Origin of the sequence: Photobacterium ganghwense (assembly GCF_017329545.1) — a bacterium.
GTDB lineage: Bacteria > Pseudomonadota > Gammaproteobacteria > Enterobacterales > Vibrionaceae > Photobacterium > Photobacterium ganghwense.
Genome location: NZ_CP071325.1, coordinates 1443131 through 1464465, shown reverse-complemented (window position 1 = coordinate 1464465; position 21335 = coordinate 1443131). Strand labels below are relative to the sequence as shown.

Below are 21335 nucleotides of genomic sequence, written 5' to 3'. Positions count from 1 at the left end.
CATACATTTTCAAGCCGTCAAACAAATTTCACTTTTTGATTAAAAAAATTCCGAAAAGTGATATTTTGATAGCAAGGTTGCACTATGATTATTTCGGGATCGCCGCTTTCGCGTTAACAATGAAACCCGCGTGACGCCTGATGTTTGCTCACTCCAGGCCTGTACAAGAACAGCTTTCGGGGGATACGCAAAAACAACAGACCACCGCGCAAGCCAGAAAAAAGCAAAAGCAGAAATAGACGCAGAAGCACATGCAGAAACCGTTGCAGAGGCGTTTACAAAAATCAGCGAGACAGCCACAAGCCAAGGCCGATCACGCCGTGCGGGATCAGCAAGCCAATACAAACAGATCGGTAAAATTCAAGGAGAAAATAGAGATGGAAATAGCAGTTAGTCAGCCGGATATTGAAGTGTCAGTCAGGGACGTGTTCGGAATTGATACCGATCTTCGGGTGCCAGCCTTTTCGGTGCGTGATGATCATGTACCTGATATCGATCCGGCCTACCGATTCAACCCGGAGGTCACCTTAGCGATTCTGGCCGGGTTTGCTCAGGATCGCCGAACCATGGTGCAAGGCATGCACGGTACAGGGAAATCCACGCATATCGAACAGGTCGCGGCACGATTAAACTGGCCTTGTGTAAGAGTGAACCTGGATGGCCACCTCAGCCGGCTGGATCTGGTCGGGAAAGACACGATCACGCTGCGTAACGGTCAACAAGTCACAGAATTTCAGGAAGGGATCATTCCGTGGTCGTTACAGCGCCCTGTCGCGCTGATTTTCGATGAATATGACGCTGGCCGACCAGACGTCATGTTTGTGATCCAGCGGATCCTTGAACGTGACGGTAAATTCACTTTACTGGATCAAAACCGGGTCATTCAGCCACATCCGGCCTTTCGCCTGTTCGCCACTGCCAACACCGTTGGCCTTGGCAATCTGTCCGGGCTCTATCACGGCACTCAGGTACTAAACCACGCTCAGATTGATCGCTGGAACATTGTAGCAACCCTGAATTATCTGCCTGCCGAGGAAGAACTGGCCATCGTACTGGCTCGTGTGCCCGAGAAAAACACCGAATCGGGTCACCGCTTACTGCGTCAGATGATTGCCGTGGCTGAACTGACCCGCAACGGATTTGCCGCTGGCGACATTTCGACCCTGATGTCACCGCGAACCGTCATTACCTGGGCAGAAAACTGCAAAATTTTCGGCAATCCTGCACTGTCTTTTAAGCTCTCTTTTCTGAATAAATGCGATGAGTTAGAGCGCCCGGTCATTGCGGAATACTTCCAGCGCTGTTTTGATCAGGAACTGGACGCCTCCTGGGCGCTCAGTGAGGAGCGAACTGCATGAAGCCATATTCCCGAGCGCAACAAAAAGCCACGGAACTTTGCAGTGCTGGCGCCCGTGCTCTGAGTGGCGAACCAGGCCTACATGTTCGCGGCAACCGGCTGTATCGGCAACATACCCCCTTGCCCATTCCTGCCGTTCATTTGCATCCCGCTCCCCCTGTCCAATCTAGCGATGAAGCCACGCCCTTCATGATCAAACGTGGTCAAATGGATGCTATCGCGCTGCATTTGCGCTATTCCAATCGCCCTCTTCATAGGCAGTTAGCCCCACAGCCTCCCGTTGCCCGACTGATTTTTGATCTGCTGGAACAATTTCGTATTGAGGCCATTGTGCCGGACCACCTGCCGGGTGTACGCACCAATCTGGCCCGACATTTCAGCCACTGGGCGCAACTGACTTTCCAGTCAGGTCTGACGGAAACCCAGATTGGAAACTTGCTGTATACCCTGGTTCTGATCACCCGTTCGCGGTTACACACGATTCCAGTGCCTGAGTATGCCGAATTCGCCATCGAGGCAACACGCGCGGCCATTGTGCCGGTTATCGGCACCGATCTGGCCGGATTAAAACGCCAGATACATAACCAGGAAAAGTTTGCCATCCATGCCTGTGCTATTGCCGACACTATCCACGCGATGATCGATGCCGAGTTGGCGCAGCAGGCCGAGAACAGTGACGCTTCCCAACCGGACAATCTGCTGGACAAGGTGTTAGCCGCCTTTCCACTGCTTCTTAGTGACGAAGCCCTTGCCGATGAAACCCTCAGCCTTGCCGCCAGCGGTGAGAGCAAAGCCTTTACGCAGCATCATCAGCGTTATCAGGTATACACCCGACAGTATGATGAAGAAGTTCAGGCATCCTCGCTGGTGCGCGATGCCCTGCTGGTTGAATTTCGGGATAAACTCGACGAGAAAATACGCAATCAGGGTATTAATTTGCGCCATCTTTCACGTCAGTTAGCAGCCGCTCTTAATCCGCCACAGCGCAATGGCTGGACGTTTGGGGAGGAAGAAGGCCGGATTGATGGCCGCCGACTCAGCCAGCTTATCAGCTCGCCATCGGAACGTAGGCTGTTCTGCCAGGAGCGTTATCCCCCTACCGCGAACGCTATCGTCAGTTTCCTTATCGACTGTTCCGGCTCGATGCGCGACCACAGTGAAAAAGTGGCTTTGATGATTGATGTGATGGTCAGGGCACTGGGTATGGCGGGTATTTCCAGTGAGGTGCTGGGATTTACCACTCAGGCATGGAATGGTGGCCGGGCTTACAGCGACTGGTTACGTCAGGGGCGTCCTGCTTATCCAGGCAGACTGAGTGAGATCCGGCACCTTATTTTCAAACCCGCAGAACGCCACTGGCGGCATGCCCGCAAAGAAATGGCAGCTTTGCTCAAAGCCGATTTATTCAAAGAAGGCATCGACGGCGAGGCGGTGGAATGGGCCTGCCAGCGGTTACGAGCCCGCCCTGAGGCACGGCGATTTCTTTTGGTACTTTCGGATGGTTGCCCAATGGATACAGCAACCAACCTGACTAATGATAAGTTCTATCTTGATAATCACTTGAAAGCGGTAGTGGAACAGCAACAGCGCCAGGGAGATGTGGCCGTGCTGGGAATTGGGCTCGGGTTAGACCTCAGTCCCTACTACCGACAGAATCTCGCTATCGGTGACAGTCTTGAGGTCAACAACCGCTTGTTGGCAGATATCGTGACACTGCTTGCAGGGGCACGCCGGTAGCCAATGGCTACTGGCTACTGGCTACTGGCTACTGGCTACTGGCTACTGGCTACTGGCTACTGGCTACTGGCTACTGGATAGTGGATAGTGGATAGTGGATAGTGGATATGAGCTACCGGGGCGCTTGCAGTGGAGCTAATCATCCGATTAAGCCCATGAAGAGAAAGCAATAACCAGCAAATAGAGGCCAATCAGCATCAAAATACCAAACACCATCCGCCGCATGGCCTCTGCACTGAGCGGCGGCGGAAATTGCCGGGCCAGGTACGTACTAAGGGTTACGACCGGAATAGCGATACCCGCCAAGATCAAAATTTCTGTGTCCAGCTTGCCCTGAACCGCGATAAAGACGCTGCGAATCGAAGACGTAAACGCAAAGCTGATCAGCAGCAAATTCCGGATAGTTTTAATATCAAATGGCTGGCGATAAAACTGATAGATCAGCGGTGGGCCCGCCATACCAAACAGGCCACCAGCCAGTCCGGAACCAAAGCCGCTGACCACAAAGCTGGAACGGCCCGACTGCCGTTGTCCGGGTTCAGGGCGCATAAAAAAATTCACCGCACTGTAAACAATCATTGAGCCTAATAGCCCTTGCAGCAGATTGGTCGCCGAGTCACTCAACATATCCAGCAGCCAAACCCCAGCTGCAATTCCGGGTAGCACGCCCAATACCACAGAAAAAACCACCCGCCAGTCTGTCTGGCGGGCTACCCCCAGCAGAGCAACAGCACAGTTGACCAGTGTGATCAGGCTGACCACCGCAGCAATCACAGCCACGGTGGTCAGTCCCAACGCGCTGGATGCGCCAACAACAATTATTCCCATCCCAAATCCGGTGACGGTCTGAAAATACGTTCCCACCATGATTATGGCGAGCAAGGTAAACAAGGTTTCGATGGACATGATGCCTGACTCTCACTCAGATACTGCAACCAGAGACCGATTGACTTGGATTTTCACCGAAATGGTACGGCAGATTGCCTTGATGCTAATGATGCTAATTACAATGACACACTTGTACTGACGCCCCAGTGCCCGGCGCCATGACATCAGACCCAGTTGTTCATCCTCCGAGCCCGTGACTCAGAGGATTATTTCATGTGATGCCTTTTTAAGGGCTAACACAAAGAATCTAGTAATGAATCCCCTTAGAAATTAGCCATGAGATTCTGTTAATGCTCGCTCCGGCACCGCCTGCTGATTTGCCTGCGCCTGTACCGCCGTAACGGCAATCACGTTGAAAATGTCGGAAATACTGCATCCGCGAGACAGATCATTGGCCGGTTTGGCCAACCCTTGCAGCAGCGGTCCCACTGCCACCGCCCGGCCAACCCGCTCAGCCAGTTTGTAGCCAATATTGCCCGCTTCAAGATTGGGGAAAATCAGCACATTTGATCGCCCTTTCACTTGCGATTCCGGCAGTTTTCGCGCCGCAATTTCTTGCACAATAGCTGCATCGAGCTGCACATCACCATCAATCGCCAGCTCCGGTCGACGCTGTTTCACCCGTGCTGCGGCCTGTACCACCTTATCGACAGCCGCATGACTGGCACTGCCACTGGTAGAAAACGACAACATGGCTACTTTGGGCTCTTCCATCAGCAAGCCTCGCGCACTGTCAGCGGCAGACAAGGCTATATCTGCCAGCTGCTCGGCATCGGGATCAACCACCAGACCGCAATCGGAAAAGATGACACCGCCTTTCAGGTCATGAAAGGGCTCGCACAGCATCATCAGAAAAAAGCTCGACACCAGCTTACACCCCGGCGCTACACCGATAATCTGAATTGCACTACGCACCACCTCGGCCGTGGTCAGCACAGCTCCGGCCACCGACCCATCTGCCATCCCCTGTCGTACCATCAGGTTGGCAAAACAGAGCGGATTCATCACCGCGTTTTCTGCCTGCTCGCGGGTCATCCCTTTGGCTGCACGCAACTGGAACAACGCGTCGGTGAGTTCAGCCCGCCATGGCGAACTGGCGGGCTCAATCAGTTCACAATGGCTAATATCAATGTGTTCCTGTGCAGCCAGCGCCTTCATGCTCCTTACGTCACCGACCAGACTGATTGTCGCAATCCCTTGCTCAACAGCCATCGCTGCCGCTTTAAGCACTCTCGGATCATCCGCTTCACTGAGCACAATGCGAACCTTGTCCTGTCTGGCTTTTTCGATGATGCGATTCATTGCCTTCATATGTGCCTGCCTTATGGGTCTCACCACAAAAACAACAAATAATGAGACGATATATTCCGATTAACGATATTTAATTTGAATATTAATTGTTCACCTGTTTATCGTCAACGAATATTCAAAAAAACGGTATAATTGCTATTATGTATTTAGGATACATAAGGAAATCAAAGCAATATGACGAGTACAGTGAAAGATAAACCGACCCTGACACCAGCGCGTGTGGAGGGAGACACCCCGACGCTGCGCCTGTTTTCTCTACTGGAAGTCATTGCTGAGAAGGATGAATTTTTCTCTCTGCAGAAACTGGTCGAGGAAACAGGGCTGCCCAAGCCGACCCTGCACCGGATGCTTCAGCAACTGGAAAATGCCGGCATTATTCAGCGTGATGGTGATGAGCGACACTACAGTTCAGGTGTAAGACTGCGTCGCCTTGCTGAGCGGTTACTGCTGAACAGCACCACTCACAGCGCACGCCATGCTGTGCTGCGTAAGCTGAAAGAAGAAGTGGGTGAAAGCTGTAACCTTACCGCCCTGTCAGGTGGTGAGGTCATTTATGTCGATCGGGTTGAAACAGAAGCTCCGCTGCGGTTTTACCTGCACCCGGGCTCTCGCGTGCCGGTTCATTGTTCGGCCACGGGCAAATTATTTCTGGCCAACATGACCCCGTCACAGCGACGACGTCTGCTCAAAAATGTTGAGCTGACCCAATACACGGAGAAAACCATCTCGGATTTTGATGCGCTGGAAACCGAACTTGAACACATAAAACGGAACGGTTTTGCTACCGATAATGAAGAGTTTTTACCGGGCTTATTCTGTGTGGCGGTACTAGTGCCAGCAACATCCGGGCGCTCAAATCTAGGGATTGCGATACAAGCCCCCATTATGCGCTTAAAGCCGGATCAAGCCCTGAATTTCTTGCCCGCGTTGCAACGTGCGGCGGATGCGCTGGCAAAAATCGAAGCTGAAAGCTGGCCGGATTCCATTTTAGATAGCGATTGAATATGCGTCGTGCTGCCAAGCACGTATGATCCAGCCCCAATCATATCCAGCCCCGAAGGAATAGTCAGTTCGGGCTTGGATTACGCATATTCAGCCGCCAGGTCAATCCTCGGCTTTGGCTTTGGCTTTGGCTTTGGCTTTGGCTTTGGCTTTGGCTTTGGCTTTGGAGTCAGCACCTGCTCAGGCAACTAGTCAATAACAGCTGGTATCGCCTCAGCAATCGTCCCGGCTATCAGTGCCTCAAACTGCGCTTGTTGGCCAGCCGGGATCAGCTGACGCTGCACTTCACGGCGTTTATCTGCATCATACAAGCGTTCTGCTATCCAGCCGGTCAGGTACATTGAAGACAAACAGCCACCAGCTGTTGCAATATTGCCCTCCACCACCAGCGGTTTATCCAGCACATCCACGCCCAATTTCACAAGGCCCGCCTTGGCATCCGGATGTGTGGTGGCCTGTATCCCGTCCAGTAATCCTAAAGCCTGCAAAATATAGGCTCCCGCGCAAATTGAGCCGATCAACTGACGTTTCGGATCCAGACGGAAGGCAGACAGAAATGCCTCATCCGCCAAAGCGGCAGGGACACCTTTGTAACCACTGGTAAACAGCACCACGTCAGCCTTGTTAGCGTCATCAAGTGGCCCGTCTGTTTTGACCGCCATACCCAACGCAGAATGATGCTGAGGTTTTGTGCCAAGCACGCTCACCGTCCAGTCTTTCTGTGAACGGCCGAGAACATCTCGCATCAGAAAAAAATCAACATCCGTAAAATCATCAAAAATGACGATGGCAATCTGGTACATGTCCCTTCCTTTTACTGACTTTAATTGGTTTTACTGGCTTTAACTCTGCTTGGGGCTGACTTAACTGTCCTTAACCGGATTTAGCCGCTTGGATTTCGGTTGATTTCTTGTCTCTGGACATATGGGAAAAAGGCGTCAGCAAGTTTGATTGCCACACGTTCGTTGTCCAGCACTTTTATTGTCCACGTTCAGCATCAGCCCGCGAGTTGCTTCACGAACCACACTATGAGCGACAGCTCACCATTCACCAAGCACGGAATACAGTGGATTGCAAAATATGAGATATAAAACAATACACATAACAATCCTGGGCATTCATCAACCATGACAGTGCCAAAAGTTGCCCATGTTATGGTCAAATAGCCACGCCTGACAAAATCCCATAACAGGTCAAAAAACAACCACGAATCACTTTGTTACATATCAGCACCAAACACAAATGCTGTGCGTATCGAGACTGAGGTGAAAATACGCCGTTAAAATCAAGATCTAGATCACATATTCCGAAAAGCGATATTAACAATTTTATTACCAGGCCGACACAATGCTTAGCACATGCATTTATCTGCGCTTTTGAGGGATCTAATGAAGTTCAGTCATAAAGTGGTCGCGACAGCCTCAGCAATTATGCTGGCTGCATTGTCGCTGCTGTCCACGAATCAATATTTCACTACCAAAAACCATATTCAGACACTGGTCATGCGCAGCATGGATGAAATCATCACTGGGATGAGCAACACAGTGGATGCCAAACTCACCAGCAGTCTTTCACTGGCAAGCTATGTGACCAGTCTGGTCAGTCAGGATCTCACCAGTGAAAACATTCACACTGTGATTGACCAGCCTGTTGTCAGAGACGCTTTTCTTCTGACCGGCCTCGGTTTCGAGCAAGACGGAAGTTTCACCAGTAACGATCCAAGCTGGGATCCCGGCGCAGGTTGGGAGCCACGTGCCCGCCCCTGGTATATCGAAAGTAAGCAGGCCAGAAAACTGATCGTGACCGCACCGTATTCCGATGCAGTTTCCAATGAGATTCTGGTCTCGATTGCCAGCCCGATGATTCATCAGGGACAGTTCGAAGGTTCGATTTTCTTTGACATGAGCCTGAGCGATCTGGCCAGTCTGGTTAATCAGGTATCATTGTTTGATGCCGGTTACCTGTTCATTGTCGATAAAGCCGGCACAGTGATTGCGCACCCGGATGCCAAACTGAACGGCAAACCAATGGGCGATTTTCTGGGTACTCACCAGATTTCCGGTGATGCACAACGCTTCGACATGAACGGGCAATCAATGGTGCTGTCCTTTACCCAGATTAATGGTCAGGACTGGTACATCGGTGCCCTGCTGGATGAAGACCAGGCATTCGCGGCAGTCAATGCCCTTAAAAATGAAGCTATGATTTATTCCGTTGTGTCGTTGATCGCCGGGATCATTGCCCTGTTGCTGTTGATCAAGATCCTGATGAAACCGTTGCGTGAACTTAACGCTGCGATCCAGGATGTCGCCTCCGGTCACGGTGATCTGACCCGCCGTCTGGATACGAACACTGACGCCGAATTTGCTGAGCTGGCAACCGGCTTCAATGCGTTCACCGAGAAATTGCAGACACTGATCCTCCAGTCTAAATCGCTCAGCCGTGAGATTCTGACCGGGACCGAGCAGTCAGCAAGCGGTGCACAGGAATCCGCAGAAGCGATGTCCATTCAGCTCAGAGAGCTGGATCAACTGGCCACCGCAATGCACGAAATGGCAACCTCGTCGGTTGAAGTCGCCAGCAATGCTCAGAACGCAGCGACTGCCGCACAGCAAGCCGATGAAGCAGTGAAAGACGGCAGCCAGGTCGTATCCCACACGGCAGAAGCCATTTCGGCGCTGTCCAGCCAGATCGATCAGGCCGTTGAAGTGGTCCGTCAGCTTGAAGTATCGACCGGCAATATCGAGAAAATCCTGAAAGTCATTAATGAGATTGCGGATCAAACCAACCTGCTAGCGCTGAATGCCGCCATTGAAGCCGCCCGCGCTGGTGAATCCGGTCGTGGTTTCGCCGTCGTGGCAGATGAAGTTCGCACCCTAGCCAAGCGTACGCAGGAATCGACCACTGAAATCCGCCAGATGATTGAACAGCTGCAAAGCGGTGCCAGTTCAGCGGCTGAAGTCATGGGACTGAGTAAAGAGACAGCAGCCGAAACGGTCGTGAAATCTAACGAGGCCGACGAGGCACTTATTCGTATCAGTACGGCGATTCAACAGATCAATGATATGAACCTGCAAATCGCTTCTGCTGCCGAAGAGCAGAGCCTGGTCGCAGAAGAAATCAACACCAACACTTTAAATATCAAAGAGCTGTCGGTGCAGGTGGCCAACGCGGCGGAAGACACCAACAAAGCCATGGGCGAGCAAATAAGCAGGGTTCGTGAACAGGACGATGTCATGAACAAATTTATCGTCTGAGTACCCGTATTGTTTTTCACGTAACAAAAAGCCACGGCATCTGCCGTGGCTTTTTTATCGGGCGTGCTCTCAACTCATCTTGAAGCAGACGTCAGCCCTGCTGTTCGTGTGCACGCAAGGTTAGCACTTCATACCCGTCAGCCGTTACCAGCACCGTGTGTTCAAACTGCGCCGACAGCTTCTTATCGCGTGTAATCACCGTCCAGCCGTCTTTTTTCGTTTTGGTTTTTTCTGTCCCGGCATTGATCATCGGTTCAATCGTAAAGGTCATCCCTTCCTGCAAGACCAGCCCGGTATTTGGCAGCCCGTAGTGCAGAACTTGCGGGTCTTCATGCATTTCACGGCCAATGCCATGACCGCAATATTCGCGTACCACGCTGTAACCCTGTTTTTCAGCATGTTGCTGGATAGCGTGGCCGACATCTCCCAGTCGGGCACCCGGTTTCACGACTTTGATCCCTTCCCACATCGCTTCATACGTGGTTTTCACCAGCGCTTTTGCTATCGGCGTCGCATCAGGCATGACATAGGTGGTGCTGGAATCTGCAATAAAGCCATTCTTTTCCAGTGTTATGTCGACGTTAATGATGTCTTTACTGGCCAGCTTTTTCCGCTCACTGGGAACACCATGGCACACAACTTCGTTGATCGAAGTATTCAGCGAATACTCATAACCGTACTGCCCTTTGCTGGCAGGCCGGGCTTTCAGTTCATCGGTAATGAAGCGCTCGACAACATTATTAATGTCCATGGTCGTAATGCCCGGCTGGATATAGTCATCCAGCATCGCAAACACTTGCGCCAGCAAACGGCCGGACTCACGCATCAGCTCCGCTTCTTGCGCTGTTTTGATCGTGACATTATTCATTAACGACACCTGCCAGATTCACGTCTTGGCTGGCCAGTAGCTGACGAACCAACTCATTATAAGTCAGGCCCGGATTCATCTCAGCCAGCATACCCATTTTGATCCAGAACTCAGCCTGGGCATTGATAGAGCGCGCCATCACCGTACTGGCTTTACGGATCTCTTCATGCAGCTCATCTGAAATTTTCACAATTCCCATGATACACCTTGAATACGTTTTATAAATGGAATGTATATTAATCATATAAGATGTGCAACTGGTCGTGTCTCTTCAGTCACGAGCAACGCAGCCTGACCGACTAGCTCTTCTGTCAGTGAACCAAAGAAAAAGGCCAGCTTTCGCTGGCCTTTTAGTGACGTTGTCTGTCAAATTTTCAGTGGGTTACGCCGTTGGCTTAACCTGCTCACCATCCAGCTCTGTGGCTGCTTCAGTGGCAGTGTTCTGCTCTTTACAACGCTCTTCCCAGTAATCCGCATTCTTGATGCCCAGCTGAACAGGGTTGAAAGTGAAATCTTTCACACCGGCTTTCTGCTGTACTTCATAGTCTTTCAGAGCAATCAGCGCTGGTTTAGCCATGAAGAAGATAATCAGGATACCGACAATGTTCAGCCATGCCATCAGGCCTACACCCACATCACCCATTGCCCACGCAAGGTTTGCTGTTTTCACCGTACCGTAGAACACCGCAACGGTCAGTACGATTTTAAGAGCAAACATCATACCCGGAACTTTCACTGTACGGCGGATGTAAGCAATGTTGGTTTCCGCAATGTAGTAGTAAGCCAGGATCGTGGTGAATGAGAAGAAGAACAGTGCAAAGGCGATGAATGGTTTACCGAAACCAGGCATTGAGTTTTCAATTGCCAGCTGAGTAAACATTGGACCGTTCGCGCCGATATCTGCCGCCAGGTTCTGAATCAGGAACATGCCTTCTTCACTGCCGTGTACGTTGTAAGCACCAGTGATGATGATCATGAACGCCGTTGCAGAACAAACCAGCAGTGTATCGATGTAGATAGAGAACGACTGAACCAGACCTTGTTGTGCAGGGTGCTGAACATCCGCAGCCGCAGCGGCATGTGGACCTGTTCCCTGACCGGCTTCGTTCGAGTAAACACCACGTTTAACACCCCACCCGATTGCCGCACCGAAGCCGGCCATTGGTGTGAATGCGTCACCGACGATCATGCTGATAACCGTTGGAACCATGTCAATGTTCAGCAGGATGATAACGAACGCAACGATGATGTAAGTCAGCGCCATGAACGGAACCACAATCTGGGTAAAGTGCGCGATACGCTTCACACCACCGAAGATGATGAAAGCCAGAATCACAGACACAAACGTACCCGTCATGATTTTCGCCAAGCTGATAGTACCAATCGTGGTATCAATCATCGGGCCGCTGCCAAAGGCAGTTTCAATCGCATTACCGATACTGTTTGACTGAACACCCGGCAGCAGCACACCACAAGCCAGGATCGTTGCCAGAGCAAACACCCATGCATACCATTTCTGCCCCATGGCTTTTTCGATGTAGTAAGCCGGACCACCACGGAACTGGCCTTCTTCATCTTTTTCTTTGTAGATCTGAGCCAAAGCAGATTCAGTATATGCAGTCGCAGCGCCAAGGAAGGCAACCACCCACATCCAGAATACAGCACCTGGACCACCGAAGCCGATTGCCGCAGCAACACCGGCAATGTTACCAGTACCTACACGTCCAGAAAGAGAAACGGCTAGTGCTTGAAAAGAGGAAATACCCTCGTCTGAACTTTTTCCTGATAACAGCAGGCGCCACATCTCGCGAAAATGACGGATCTGCACAAAGCGGGTCATGATGGAGTAAAACAAACCGGCACCCAAGCATAGATAAATCAGCACCGGGCTCCAAATTATTCCATTGAGAAAATCTACTAACGACTGCATTAAAAAACTCCCTGTATGTTTGGTTAATGCTTCGTCAGTATAATAAGCAGAATGTAACTTAAATGTTAAGGTTTTTATTTTATCACTCAATTGAACGTGATCATCAGCACGATGCACATACAATTTATTAACAAGCAATTCCTCACTCTTTGAAAAGACGATTTTTCAGACATTATGACTAAAAAAGAGAAAGTTCAGCCCTTATTGAGTGTTCAAAAAACAAGCAATCGAGCCAAATTTTCTCTTCCTGTCACAATTTATCGCTACACAATTCACTAAAAAGCGTGATGCATGCCATTTCAACATCCGTTCGTAACAAATAAACCTTCACATGAATCGCATAAAAAATCACATCGTTGCTCAACTGCCTGACATCACCTCAACCTGCTGACCATCCGTCAGCCCTGAGGCTCCGCGTACAACCACCTGTTTTCCAATACCGATTTCGCCTTTCACAGCAACTTTACCGTCAAGACTGTAAAGCACATTAACCGGCACCTCTCGTACTGTCGTTTTGTCGTCGTCCCCTTTGGAGGCAACAAACAACGCCGTTCCACCCGCCTGCGATATCACGGCATCACGAGGAACCAGCACACTGTCTTCAGCAAACTGGCCGGGAATCGCAATGCGCACCGGTTGACCAACCGTCAAGGAGGCATTCTCCGGGTGCAATCGCATTTCAATCAAACGAGACCGTAAGTCTGCGCCCGCACTCTTTGTGTTCAGCGAGGCCGTCAGGGGCTGATCGCCGGCAACCACTTTCAATGCCGTGCCCGTTGTCAGCTTTTCCGTCACTGCGATGGGTACTTGTAACCGAATCTCCTGCAGGCGGGTATTTACCAGATGAATCAACGCTTCCCCTTGATTGACGTATTCCCCGCCCGATTTGAACACGTCATTTACCGTTCCGTCGAAAGGTGCCACCAATCGGGTACGTGCCAGCTTCTCTTCGATGAGATCCACTTCCAGACGGGCGTTTTCGAGCGCTATACGGCTAATTGACAGCTCATGGCGCGCTGTAGCCTGCTCGGTTTCAGAGATATTGCGCCGCGTCGCCAGCTTATCCAGCCTCACCAGTTCCGTTTCCTGATGACTCACAACCGCCTGAGCCCGTTTTGCCGCCACCTTGGCAATTTTCAGCTCCAGCGCCAGTGCATCAGCATTGACTTCCGCCAGCACTTGTCCTTGCTTCACCGTTTGGCCGAATTCAACCAATCGGGTTAATCGCCCGGTTGTTTCCATACTCAGCCGGGCTTCCTGCTGACTGCGTACTGTTCCGCTGTACCAAGTGACTGGCGCATGCTGCACTTTTTCGACCACCGCGAGCGCCACCGGTTTAGCCGCCTGCGCTGAAAACGCGGTTAATCCCATGGCTCCCAACGCCATGACCAGCCAGGCACCCCGGGGCAACCTTGACTTCATCGTTTGGCGGTACTTTCTTAACCAACCCAGCCCTGCCGGGCGGGAAAAAGTGGCTGGGCGATACCGAACACTGAAGCTCTGGCGACAGTGGTTTTGACTTTCTTCCAATTGTGTGCTGATTACGTGTTTCATAAATCGCTTTCCGTCCTTGGTGTCGCATTCTTGGGGTCAGGTCACTGATTACCATCGCCTAACAGCTCACCAGACAATGCATCATTGATAAAAATTGGCTGGCTTCAGGAACCGAGCGCAGCGCTCAATCTGCCAGTGGTGTTTTTCCCACTGCTGGTTCAGGCTTAATGTGATGACGCTGAGCCCCTTCCCTATTAATAGGTGTTACGTCTTATCATGTGTTCCGCCGCGTCGCGTTCGTGCGTTACCCCTTTCCCCATTCGCAGTAACGCTGGCAGCAGAATCAGTGTAAACAGCGTACTGACCAGCATACCGCCGACAATCACCGCAGCCAGACCACGGTATATCTCACTACCAGTGGCCGGACTTAAAAGCAGCGGTAACATCCCGAATACGCTGGTCAGCGTCGTCATAAAGATCGGGCGAATACGCCGTAACAATGCATCCTCCACCGCCTGATCCCGGGACAGTCCGGCTTTCTCACTGGTTCTGGTCTGGTGTACCAGCAGGATGGCATTATTGACCACCAGCCCCAGCAGGATCACAAAGCCAATCATCGTCAGCAAATCCACCGGCTGATCCACCAGATAGTGCATCACCTGAATGGCGACCACACCGCCCACCGTGGCCAGAGGCAAAGTCAGAATCACCAGCAACGCATCGCGCAGCGTGCCGAACAATCCCCACAGAAGCAGCAGTAAAATGCACAGTGCAAAAGCAAAAATCGCCAACATATTATTAATGGCCTGCTTAAGGCTGTCAGCGGTTCCGTAGAATTCAACCGTGCCGCCCGGTGGCAGGATGTTTTCAATCTGCCCCATGACGCTGCCCTGCATCTCTTCCATCGCCGATTCCAGCGTCATATCTGAATCCGGGACAACTGACAGCACCAACGCCCGTTTGCCATCAATCCGGTCGATAGACTGCGGGCCCAGCACGGTTTCAACCCGGAGCAATTCCCCCAGCGGCACAATCGCTCCCGACGGTGTTGCCAGTGGGATGGCACTCAGCTCATCCGGCGAGGTCACTTTCTGGGTCAGCAACACCATATCGAGTTGCTCACTGCCGTCAAAAAAGTTGCCGAGTATCATGCCAGTGCCCAGCGAGCGAATCACAGCAGGCAGATCACCCCGCCCCCAGCCGACTTCCGCCAGACGGCGATCATTGGGAATCAGACGCAGTTCCGGCGCCGTAAACTCCAGCGAACCATTAACCCAGACCTGTGCTTCCGGCATGGCCTTCTCAATCAGTGCTTTCGCTTCTTTGGCTGACTGAAACAACGAGGCCATGTCATTGGCTTTCAGCATCACGTCGATGTTTTTACCGGAGCCGAAGTTGCCGAACAGTGAGCCCTGGCGGGCAAAAGCTTCCACATCCGGCAAGCCCACGGTAATTTTTTCCCGTACCAGCGCTTCCAGCTCTTTAATCCGGTTTTGATCAACCGCCCTCACCCCCATCACCGCGCCGCCCGGCCACATGATGAAATAGTAGTTTTTCAGTGCCGGCTCCTGCTCGCCGTTCATATAAGGACGCAGCCGCTCGACCATGGTATTCATCACCTCATCGCGCACGGTGTTAATCCCTATGCCCGGCGCAATGGAGAACCACACATCGACGGCATCACGCTTCACATCGGGCAAATAATCCATTTTGGGCATACCAAGGCGGGTCAGTCCCAATGGCAACGCAAGCAGTATCATCACGACCAGTCCCCGCCGCAGCGGTGTGGCTGTCAGTCGCATACTCATACCAGCCATCCTTTTCCACATCGTCACATAGCTGTCACTCAGCGTGCTGTCCGTCAGCCAGCGCGATGCCGCCACAGGTAATACTGTCACCGCCACCAGTAGCGACATCGTGACCGCCACTGCGATGGTGATCGCCAGATCGGCAAACAGCTGACCTTCGACATCGTTGAGCATCAGAATCGGCAGGAAAATCGCCACCGTCGTAAGAGTTGATGCCAGAAGAGCACTCCAGACCTGTTTCGTACCCTGCTCGGCCAAGTCTTCGCGCTGATGCAAGTCATCCTCTGAACCGGTTTGCCGCTGCTGAGTCTGTTTTTCCCGCAACCGAATAATGTTTTCCAGCACCACAATTGCCGCATCGAGCACCATACCGACGGCAAACGCCAGCCCGGCCAGTGAAATGACATTAAGGGTGCGGCCTGTCAGTTTGAGTACGCATACCGTCAGCAGAATGCTGACCGGAATGGAAAGAGCAATGATCAGCGTGGCTCGTGCCTTTCGAATAAAGCCCCATAAAATCGCCACGGACAAAAAGACGCCAAACATCAGATTGCCGCTGACCATGTTCAGTGCCCGCAGGATAAACACTGAGGCATCGTAAGACATTTCCAGCTGGATACCGTTTCGGACCAACACTTCGTCATTCAGGGCTTGCATCTCTGCTTTGACCCGCAGCAGGGCTTCGAGGGCATTCGCGCCACTCTCTTTATTCACCGACATGTTAATGGCCGGATTACCGTTCTGCACCCGAAGCGTTCGCGATTCATCACGGCGAATCTCAACGTCTGCCAGATCCCGCAGATAAACAGGCAGTCCGTCACGCCATGCGACCACCATGTCGCCAAATTCGTTGATACTGTAACGCCCGGCAAATCTCAGCTTGTACTCTTTCCGGCCTATATCCAGCTGTCCGGCAGAGGCATCTCTTCCGGCGGAAATTCGCTGAACCAGTTCGGGGACCGTGATCCCCAGCTCTGCCAGCCGGTATGGGTCAAACCGGATTTCCACCTGACGATCACTCTCACCATTGACCTCAACCTGCGATACCCCTTCAATCGCCATCAGCCGAGGTTTAATCTGGCTGTCAACCATATCCTGATACGCCACAATAGGTGTGTTATTGCCGGGCAGTTGCTGCAGAAACAGTGAGGTCAGGGTGTCATTGCTCGAACCGCTGTGCAGAAACGGGCCGTCGATATCACCAGGCAGATTAGACGCCTGATTGATCCGGCTGATGACCTCAATCATCGCCTTTTCCATGTCCGTCCCAAGCTCAAATTCAAGCCCGATTTCCACCCTGCCGTTTCCGGCTTCAGTAAAAATGTGCTTATTGCCGGAGAGCCCCTGCAGCACCTGCTCCAGCGGCTCAGCCACTTCCGATTCCATTTCTTCGGCCGCAGCGGCGTGCCAGTACACCGTGATGGCTAACTGGGGACGGGTAATATCGGGAAACAGCTGGATGGGTAAGGTTCGAATACTGAGCAGCCCGAACAGGACGGTCAGCGCTACGGCGACAGCGATCACTGCCGGCCGCGCTATGGCATAACGAGTAAGAAACATAACTTCCTGTCTGTCTAGTGTTCGCTGATAGCATGCTCTGTGGTTTTCGGAGCACGCCTGCAGCGGCTTTGAGTTGTGTATTTGTCTTTATGTATTTGCGTGTTGTGTCTTTTCGTTTGGCACTACTTTTGATCGTGTTTTTAAATGTGCTTTTGAGTCATCAGGCTGCGGAGAATGAAAAAGACATTTGGGAGTTCGGCTTACCTGTTCCATGGCAAACACCGACGCTTAATGCAACACTTTTCAATCAAACTCATCACATTTAAGCAACACAAGATATCAGACGAAGTCAGTGATGACAGAGTTTTGCTTGTCTTTTTTATAAAAAGTGCAGGGATTTTAACGAGATAATGATTGGGGAATGAGTGAAATGGGTCAAAAATGACAAAAGCGCAGACCCAGGGCCTGCGCTTTTTGAGGGTAAAATCAATCCTGAGGATTAATTACACATCGTACGTTGTCGATGCCGTGTTACCACCTTTACCCGTCCAGTTGGTGTGGAAGAACTCACCACGTGGCTTGTCAGTACGCTCATAAGTGTGCGCACCAAAGTAGTCACGCTGTGCCTGCAGCATGTTCGCTGGCAGACGAGCAGTGGTGTAACCGTTCAGGAACGTCAGGGCAGAAGACATACATGGCATTGGCAGGCCTGCTTCAAATGACTTCGCGACCACTTTACGCCATGCTGGCAGACAGCCTTGCAGGATATCTTTGAAGTATGGGTCCAGACCCAGGAATGCCAGCTCAGGATTCGTATCAAAAGCATCACGGATGTTACCCAAGAATGCGCTGCGAATGATACAACCACCACGCCACATCAGCGCTACGTTACCGTAGTTCAGTGACCAGTTGTTAGATTCTGACGCTTCACGGATCAGCATAAAGCCTTGTGCGTAAGAGATGATCTTTGACGCCAGCAGTGCCTGACGCAGCGCGTCCAACCACTCAGCCTTGTCACCGTCGATGTGGCTGATTGGGTTATCAAACAGCTTTTCGGCTTCTTCACGCTGATCTTTCAAAGAAGACAGGCAGCGCGCAAACACAGATTCAGTGATCAGCGTCAGCGGAATACCGTGATCCAGGGCGTTAATGCCTGTCCACTTACCAGTACCTTTCTGGCCTGCGGTATCCAGAATTTTCTCGACCAGCGGCTCGCCGTCTTCGTCTTTGTAACCCAGAATTTCAGCCGTGATTTCTACAAGGTAGCTGTCCAGCTCAGTTTTGTTCCACTCAGCAAAGATCTGCTGCATCTCATCGTGAGACATACCCAGACCTTCTTTCATGAAGTGGTACGCTTCGCTGATCAGCTGCATGTCACCGTATTCGATGCCGTTGTGAACCATTTTCACGAAGTGGCCAGCGCCGTCATTACCTACCCAGTCACAACACGCTTCACCTTTGTCGGTTTTCGCAGCAATCGCCTGGAAAATCGGTTTTACGTGTGGCCATGCTTCAGGATCGCCGCCCGGCATGATAGATGGTCCGAAACGCGCGCCTTCTTCACCGCCTGATACACCGGCACCCACATAGCGGATACCTTTTTCACGCAGTGCCGCAACACGACGGTTAGTATCAGGGTAGTTAGTGTTACCACCGTCAATGATGATGTCGCCTTCTTCCAGCAGAGGAACCAGGTTGTTGATGAACTGATCCACCACATCACCTGCACGCACCATCAGCATGACTTTACGCGGCGTTGCCAGTTGGCTCACCAAATCTTCAAGAGAAGTTGCACCGACAATGTTGGTGCCTTTTGCTGCACCGTTCAGGAACTCTTCCACTTTCTCAACGGTACGGTTGTAGGCAACCACTTTAAACCCGTTATCGTTCATATTCAGGATCAGGTTCTGACCCATTACTGCCAGTCCGATAACACCAATATCAGCTTTCATTCTAACTTCTCCTTATGCCAGCTCTTTGGCTGCTTCTGAATCTAAATACCACTCGGTAATGCCATCTTTCGCGATGACTTTTGCTGCAGGATACTGCTCTGCAGCCGGGGCTTGTTCAGCAATTTCTTTAATGACCGGGGCTTTACTTGCACCCAGTACCAAATAGGTAATACGTTTGGCGTGTGCCAGCAGGTGGGCGCTTTTCGACACACGGATCTGACGTGATTCCGGATGAGCCGCAATAATCGCAATCTCTTTGGACTCGTAATCAGTCTGGCCCGGGAACAGAGACGCCGTGTGGCCATCGGTACCCATACCCAGCAGAATCCAGTCAAACTCAGGCACACCGTCTTTGTGTGGAATGACGTCCAGCATCTCTTCGGCGAAACGCGTTACTTCCGTTGCTGCAAATTCTTCGCCACGAATGCGATGAATGTTCTGCGCCGGAATCTCGATGTGATCAAATAACAGGGCTTTCGCCTGACCGTAGTTACTCTGCTCGTCTTCAGGTGCCACGCAACGTTCATCGCCCCACCAGAAGTGCAGGTTTTGCCAGTTGATAGAGGTGGCGTAAGCAGAGGCTGCCAGGAACGAAAACAGCTGCGAAGGCGTGCTGCCCCCCGACAGGGAGATATGAACCGGACGGCCCAGTTCACTGTATTCCTGCATGCTTTTCGCCAGCGCTTCAACAACCTGCTGTGAGCTGTCAAAAACGTGGTAGTTCATCTTACTCATAGTTCACAATAATCCGTATTGGTCAGGTTCTTACATGGGAAACGCCATTCGCGATTATCACGCGCCAGAAGCTCGTCTGCTTCTTTGGGTCCCCAGGTACCTGCAGCGTAACCGTAAAGGTGCTCAGGATTTTCTTTGTAGTCCAGGATCGGCTGAACAAACTGCCAACAGGCGTTCACGGCATCTGAGCGGGCAAACAGGGTGGCGTCCCCTTTCATTGAGTCCAGCAGCAGACGCTCATACGCTGTCAGCATATGGGTTTCTTCCAGGCTTTCGTAATGGAAATCCATCGACACTTCTTTCGCGTCAAAGCCCGCGCCTGGTTTTTTCAGGCCAAAGCTCATCAGGATGCCTTCATCCGGCTGGATACGGATAATCAGTTTGTTTTCCGGTGCGTTAGCGCCAAATACCGGGTGCGGGGTCTTTTTAAAGTGGATCACCACTTCCGTCACCCGTGTTGGCAAACGTTTACCCGTACGGACATAAAAAGGAACGCCGTTCCAACGCCAGTTGTCGATAAACATTTTCAGGCCAACGTAAGTCTCGGTACGGGAATCTTCCGCTACGCCCGGTTCTTCACGGTAACCGATCAGATGATCACCACGAACCTCAGAAGCGGTGTACTGACCAAGTACCAGGTTGTTATGCAGATCAGTTTCAGACAGCGGTTTAAGGCTCTTGAAGACTTTCATGACCTCATCACGCATGGAGTCTGCATTGATAGCGGCAGGGGGTTCCATGCCAACCATCGCCAGCACCTGAAGCAAGTGATTCTGGAACATGTCACGTACCGCACCGGCACCGTCGTAGTATCCGCCACGCTCTTCCACGCCCAGGAATTCAGCAGCGGTGATTTCAACGTAATCAATAAAGTTACGGTTCCACAGCGGCTCGAACATACCGTTGGCAAAACGGAATACCAGCAGGTTCTGAACGGTTTCTTTACCCAGGTAGTGGTCGATACGGTAGATTTGGTGCTCTTGGAAGTGAGCGTGAAGGTCTTTGTCGAGTTGCTTAGCGGTCGCCAGGTCGTAACCAAACGGCTTTTCTACAATGAGGCGCTTCCAACCGTGATCTTCTGTATTCAGACCGTAGTGAGCTAGACATTGCGGGATCACGCTGTAAAGGCTTGGCGGTGTCGCCAGATAGAAGGTGGTGTTGCCGCCTGTCTGATAAGCCTGTTCAATATCTTCAAGACGATTTTTAAGATTGGCGTAATCTTCAACATCTGAAGTATCAATGGCTTGATAGTGCAGACGCTGACAGAAAGCATCAAGTGTTTCCGGATCCACTTTCTCGTTTGCGGTAAGGGACGCTTTCAGCTTTTGCTGGAATTCCTCATCCGAGTAGTGTGTGCGGCTTACCCCTAAAATTGCAAACTCTTCAGATAGCAATCCGTTCGCATAGAGGTGGTAGAAGGCTGGGATCAATTTGCGTTGGGTCAAATCCCCTGACGCCCCGAAGATGACGATACAATTATTTTCAGGCTTAATCAT

At 51.5% G+C, this 21335-nt stretch carries 16 protein-coding genes; 5 read left to right on the top strand and 11 right to left on the bottom strand.

Features of this window, described 5'->3' with window-relative positions:
* Positions 1–130 precede the first annotated feature (130 nt).
* The 3 genes from FH974_RS06875 to FH974_RS06865 are packed head-to-tail and all read left to right on the top strand — an operon-like array spanning position 131 to position 3094.
* A complete protein-coding gene (locus FH974_RS06875) occupies positions 131–394 on the top strand; it encodes a hypothetical protein (RefSeq protein WP_047883575.1) in 264 nt (87 codons plus the stop codon).
* Positions 378–1358: an AAA family ATPase gene (locus tag FH974_RS06870; protein WP_207103609.1), complete on the top strand. Its 981-nt coding sequence runs from the start codon at positions 378–380 to the stop codon at positions 1356–1358. The genes FH974_RS06875 and FH974_RS06870 overlap by 17 nt, the downstream gene beginning before the upstream one ends.
* Positions 1355–3094, top strand: coding sequence for a cobaltochelatase CobT-related protein (locus FH974_RS06865; RefSeq protein ID WP_207103608.1), 1740 nt, complete (start codon positions 1355–1357; stop codon positions 3092–3094). The genes FH974_RS06870 and FH974_RS06865 overlap by 4 nt, the downstream gene beginning before the upstream one ends.
* A gap of 147 nt (positions 3095–3241) precedes the next feature.
* Here the strand turns inward: FH974_RS06865 and FH974_RS06860 are convergent, their stop codons facing one another.
* Together FH974_RS06860 and pta are read right to left on the bottom strand one after the other, a co-directional pair.
* Complete coding sequence (locus FH974_RS06860) at positions 3242–4000, bottom strand: sulfite exporter TauE/SafE family protein (RefSeq protein ID WP_207103607.1); 759 nt, start codon at positions 3998–4000, stop codon at positions 3242–3244.
* 252 nt (positions 4001–4252) lie between these two features.
* A complete protein-coding gene (pta, locus tag FH974_RS06855) occupies positions 4253–5293 on the bottom strand; it encodes a phosphate acetyltransferase (protein WP_047883571.1) in 1041 nt (346 codons plus the stop codon).
* A 174-nt stretch (positions 5294–5467) separates the two neighbouring features.
* Between pta and FH974_RS06850 the strand changes: the two genes are divergently transcribed.
* Positions 5468–6295, top strand: a complete 828-nt coding sequence (locus FH974_RS06850) for an IclR family transcriptional regulator (RefSeq protein WP_047883570.1) — start codon at positions 5468–5470, stop codon at positions 6293–6295.
* Positions 6296–6483: 188 nt separating this feature from the next.
* Here the strand turns inward: FH974_RS06850 and FH974_RS06845 are convergent, their stop codons facing one another.
* On the bottom strand, positions 6484–7098 hold the full coding sequence (locus tag FH974_RS06845; protein ID WP_207103606.1) for a DJ-1/PfpI family protein: 615 nt from the start codon (positions 7096–7098) through the stop codon (positions 6484–6486).
* 585 nt (positions 7099–7683) lie between these two features.
* On the opposite strand from FH974_RS06845, the gene FH974_RS06840 reads away from it, so the two are divergent.
* On the top strand, positions 7684–9552 hold the full coding sequence (locus FH974_RS06840; protein WP_047883568.1) for a methyl-accepting chemotaxis protein: 1869 nt from the start codon (positions 7684–7686) through the stop codon (positions 9550–9552).
* 91 nt (positions 9553–9643) lie between these two features.
* Here the strand turns inward: FH974_RS06840 and map are convergent, their stop codons facing one another.
* From map to zwf, 8 genes are all read right to left on the bottom strand, one after another.
* A complete protein-coding gene (gene map, locus FH974_RS06835) occupies positions 9644–10420 on the bottom strand; it encodes a type I methionyl aminopeptidase (RefSeq protein WP_047883567.1) in 777 nt (258 codons plus the stop codon).
* Positions 10413–10619, bottom strand: a complete 207-nt coding sequence (locus FH974_RS06830) for a ParD-like family protein (protein WP_047883566.1) — start codon at positions 10617–10619, stop codon at positions 10413–10415. The genes map and FH974_RS06830 overlap by 8 nt, the downstream gene beginning before the upstream one ends.
* Positions 10620–10802: 183 nt before the next feature.
* On the bottom strand, positions 10803–12350 hold the full coding sequence (locus FH974_RS06825; protein WP_047883565.1) for an alanine/glycine:cation symporter family protein: 1548 nt from the start codon (positions 12348–12350) through the stop codon (positions 10803–10805).
* Positions 12351–12710: 360 nt separating this feature from the next.
* On the bottom strand, positions 12711–13904 hold the full coding sequence (locus tag FH974_RS06820; RefSeq protein ID WP_207103605.1) for an efflux RND transporter periplasmic adaptor subunit: 1194 nt from the start codon (positions 13902–13904) through the stop codon (positions 12711–12713).
* A 194-nt stretch (positions 13905–14098) separates the two neighbouring features.
* Positions 14099–17212, bottom strand: coding sequence for an efflux RND transporter permease subunit (locus FH974_RS06815; RefSeq protein WP_207103604.1), 3114 nt, complete (start codon positions 17210–17212; stop codon positions 14099–14101).
* 443 nt (positions 17213–17655) lie between these two features.
* Positions 17656–19104 carry a decarboxylating NADP(+)-dependent phosphogluconate dehydrogenase gene (gnd, locus tag FH974_RS06810; RefSeq protein WP_207103603.1) on the bottom strand — a complete coding sequence of 483 codons (1449 nt, stop codon included), beginning with the start codon at positions 19102–19104 and terminating at the stop codon, positions 17656–17658.
* Between the two features lie 12 nt (positions 19105–19116).
* Entirely contained in the window at positions 19117–19839 is a 723-nt protein-coding gene (gene pgl, locus FH974_RS06805) for a 6-phosphogluconolactonase (RefSeq protein WP_047883561.1), read from the bottom strand.
* Positions 19836–21335, bottom strand: coding sequence for a glucose-6-phosphate dehydrogenase (zwf, locus tag FH974_RS06800; protein WP_047883651.1), 1500 nt, complete (start codon positions 21333–21335; stop codon positions 19836–19838). Before zwf ends, pgl begins: the two co-directional genes overlap by 4 nt.

Excerpts from the sequence above, each read along its gene's own strand:
- FH974_RS06820 (WP_207103605.1), bottom strand. The coding sequence starts at position 13,904 with ATGAAACACGTAATCAGCACACAATTGGAAGAAAGTCAAAACCACTGT.
- FH974_RS06850 (WP_047883570.1), top strand. The coding sequence starts at position 5,468 with ATGACGAGTACAGTGAAAGATAAACCGACCCTGACACCAGCGCGTGTG.
- FH974_RS06815 (WP_207103604.1), bottom strand. The coding sequence starts at position 17,212 with ATGTTTCTTACTCGTTATGCCATAGCGCGGCCGGCAGTGATCGCTGTC.
- FH974_RS06840 (WP_047883568.1), top strand. The coding sequence starts at position 7,684 with ATGAAGTTCAGTCATAAAGTGGTCGCGACAGCCTCAGCAATTATGCTG.
- FH974_RS06845 (WP_207103606.1), bottom strand. The coding sequence starts at position 7,098 with ATGTACCAGATTGCCATCGTCATTTTTGATGATTTTACGGATGTTGAT.
- FH974_RS06860 (WP_207103607.1), bottom strand. The coding sequence starts at position 4,000 with ATGTCCATCGAAACCTTGTTTACCTTGCTCGCCATAATCATGGTGGGA.
- pgl (WP_047883561.1), bottom strand. The coding sequence starts at position 19,839 with ATGAGTAAGATGAACTACCACGTTTTTGACAGCTCACAGCAGGTTGTT.
- map (WP_047883567.1), bottom strand. The coding sequence starts at position 10,420 with ATGAATAATGTCACGATCAAAACAGCGCAAGAAGCGGAGCTGATGCGT.
- gnd (WP_207103603.1), bottom strand. The coding sequence starts at position 19,104 with ATGAAAGCTGATATTGGTGTTATCGGACTGGCAGTAATGGGTCAGAAC.
- FH974_RS06870 (WP_207103609.1), top strand. The coding sequence starts at position 378 with ATGGAAATAGCAGTTAGTCAGCCGGATATTGAAGTGTCAGTCAGGGAC.
- pta (WP_047883571.1), bottom strand. The coding sequence starts at position 5,293 with ATGAAGGCAATGAATCGCATCATCGAAAAAGCCAGACAGGACAAGGTT.
- FH974_RS06865 (WP_207103608.1), top strand. The coding sequence starts at position 1,355 with ATGAAGCCATATTCCCGAGCGCAACAAAAAGCCACGGAACTTTGCAGT.
- zwf (WP_047883651.1), bottom strand. The coding sequence starts at position 21,335 with ATGATTAAGCCTGAAAATAATTGTATCGTCATCTTCGGGGCGTCAGGG.
- FH974_RS06830 (WP_047883566.1), bottom strand. The coding sequence starts at position 10,619 with ATGGGAATTGTGAAAATTTCAGATGAGCTGCATGAAGAGATCCGTAAA.
- FH974_RS06825 (WP_047883565.1), bottom strand. The coding sequence starts at position 12,350 with ATGCAGTCGTTAGTAGATTTTCTCAATGGAATAATTTGGAGCCCGGTG.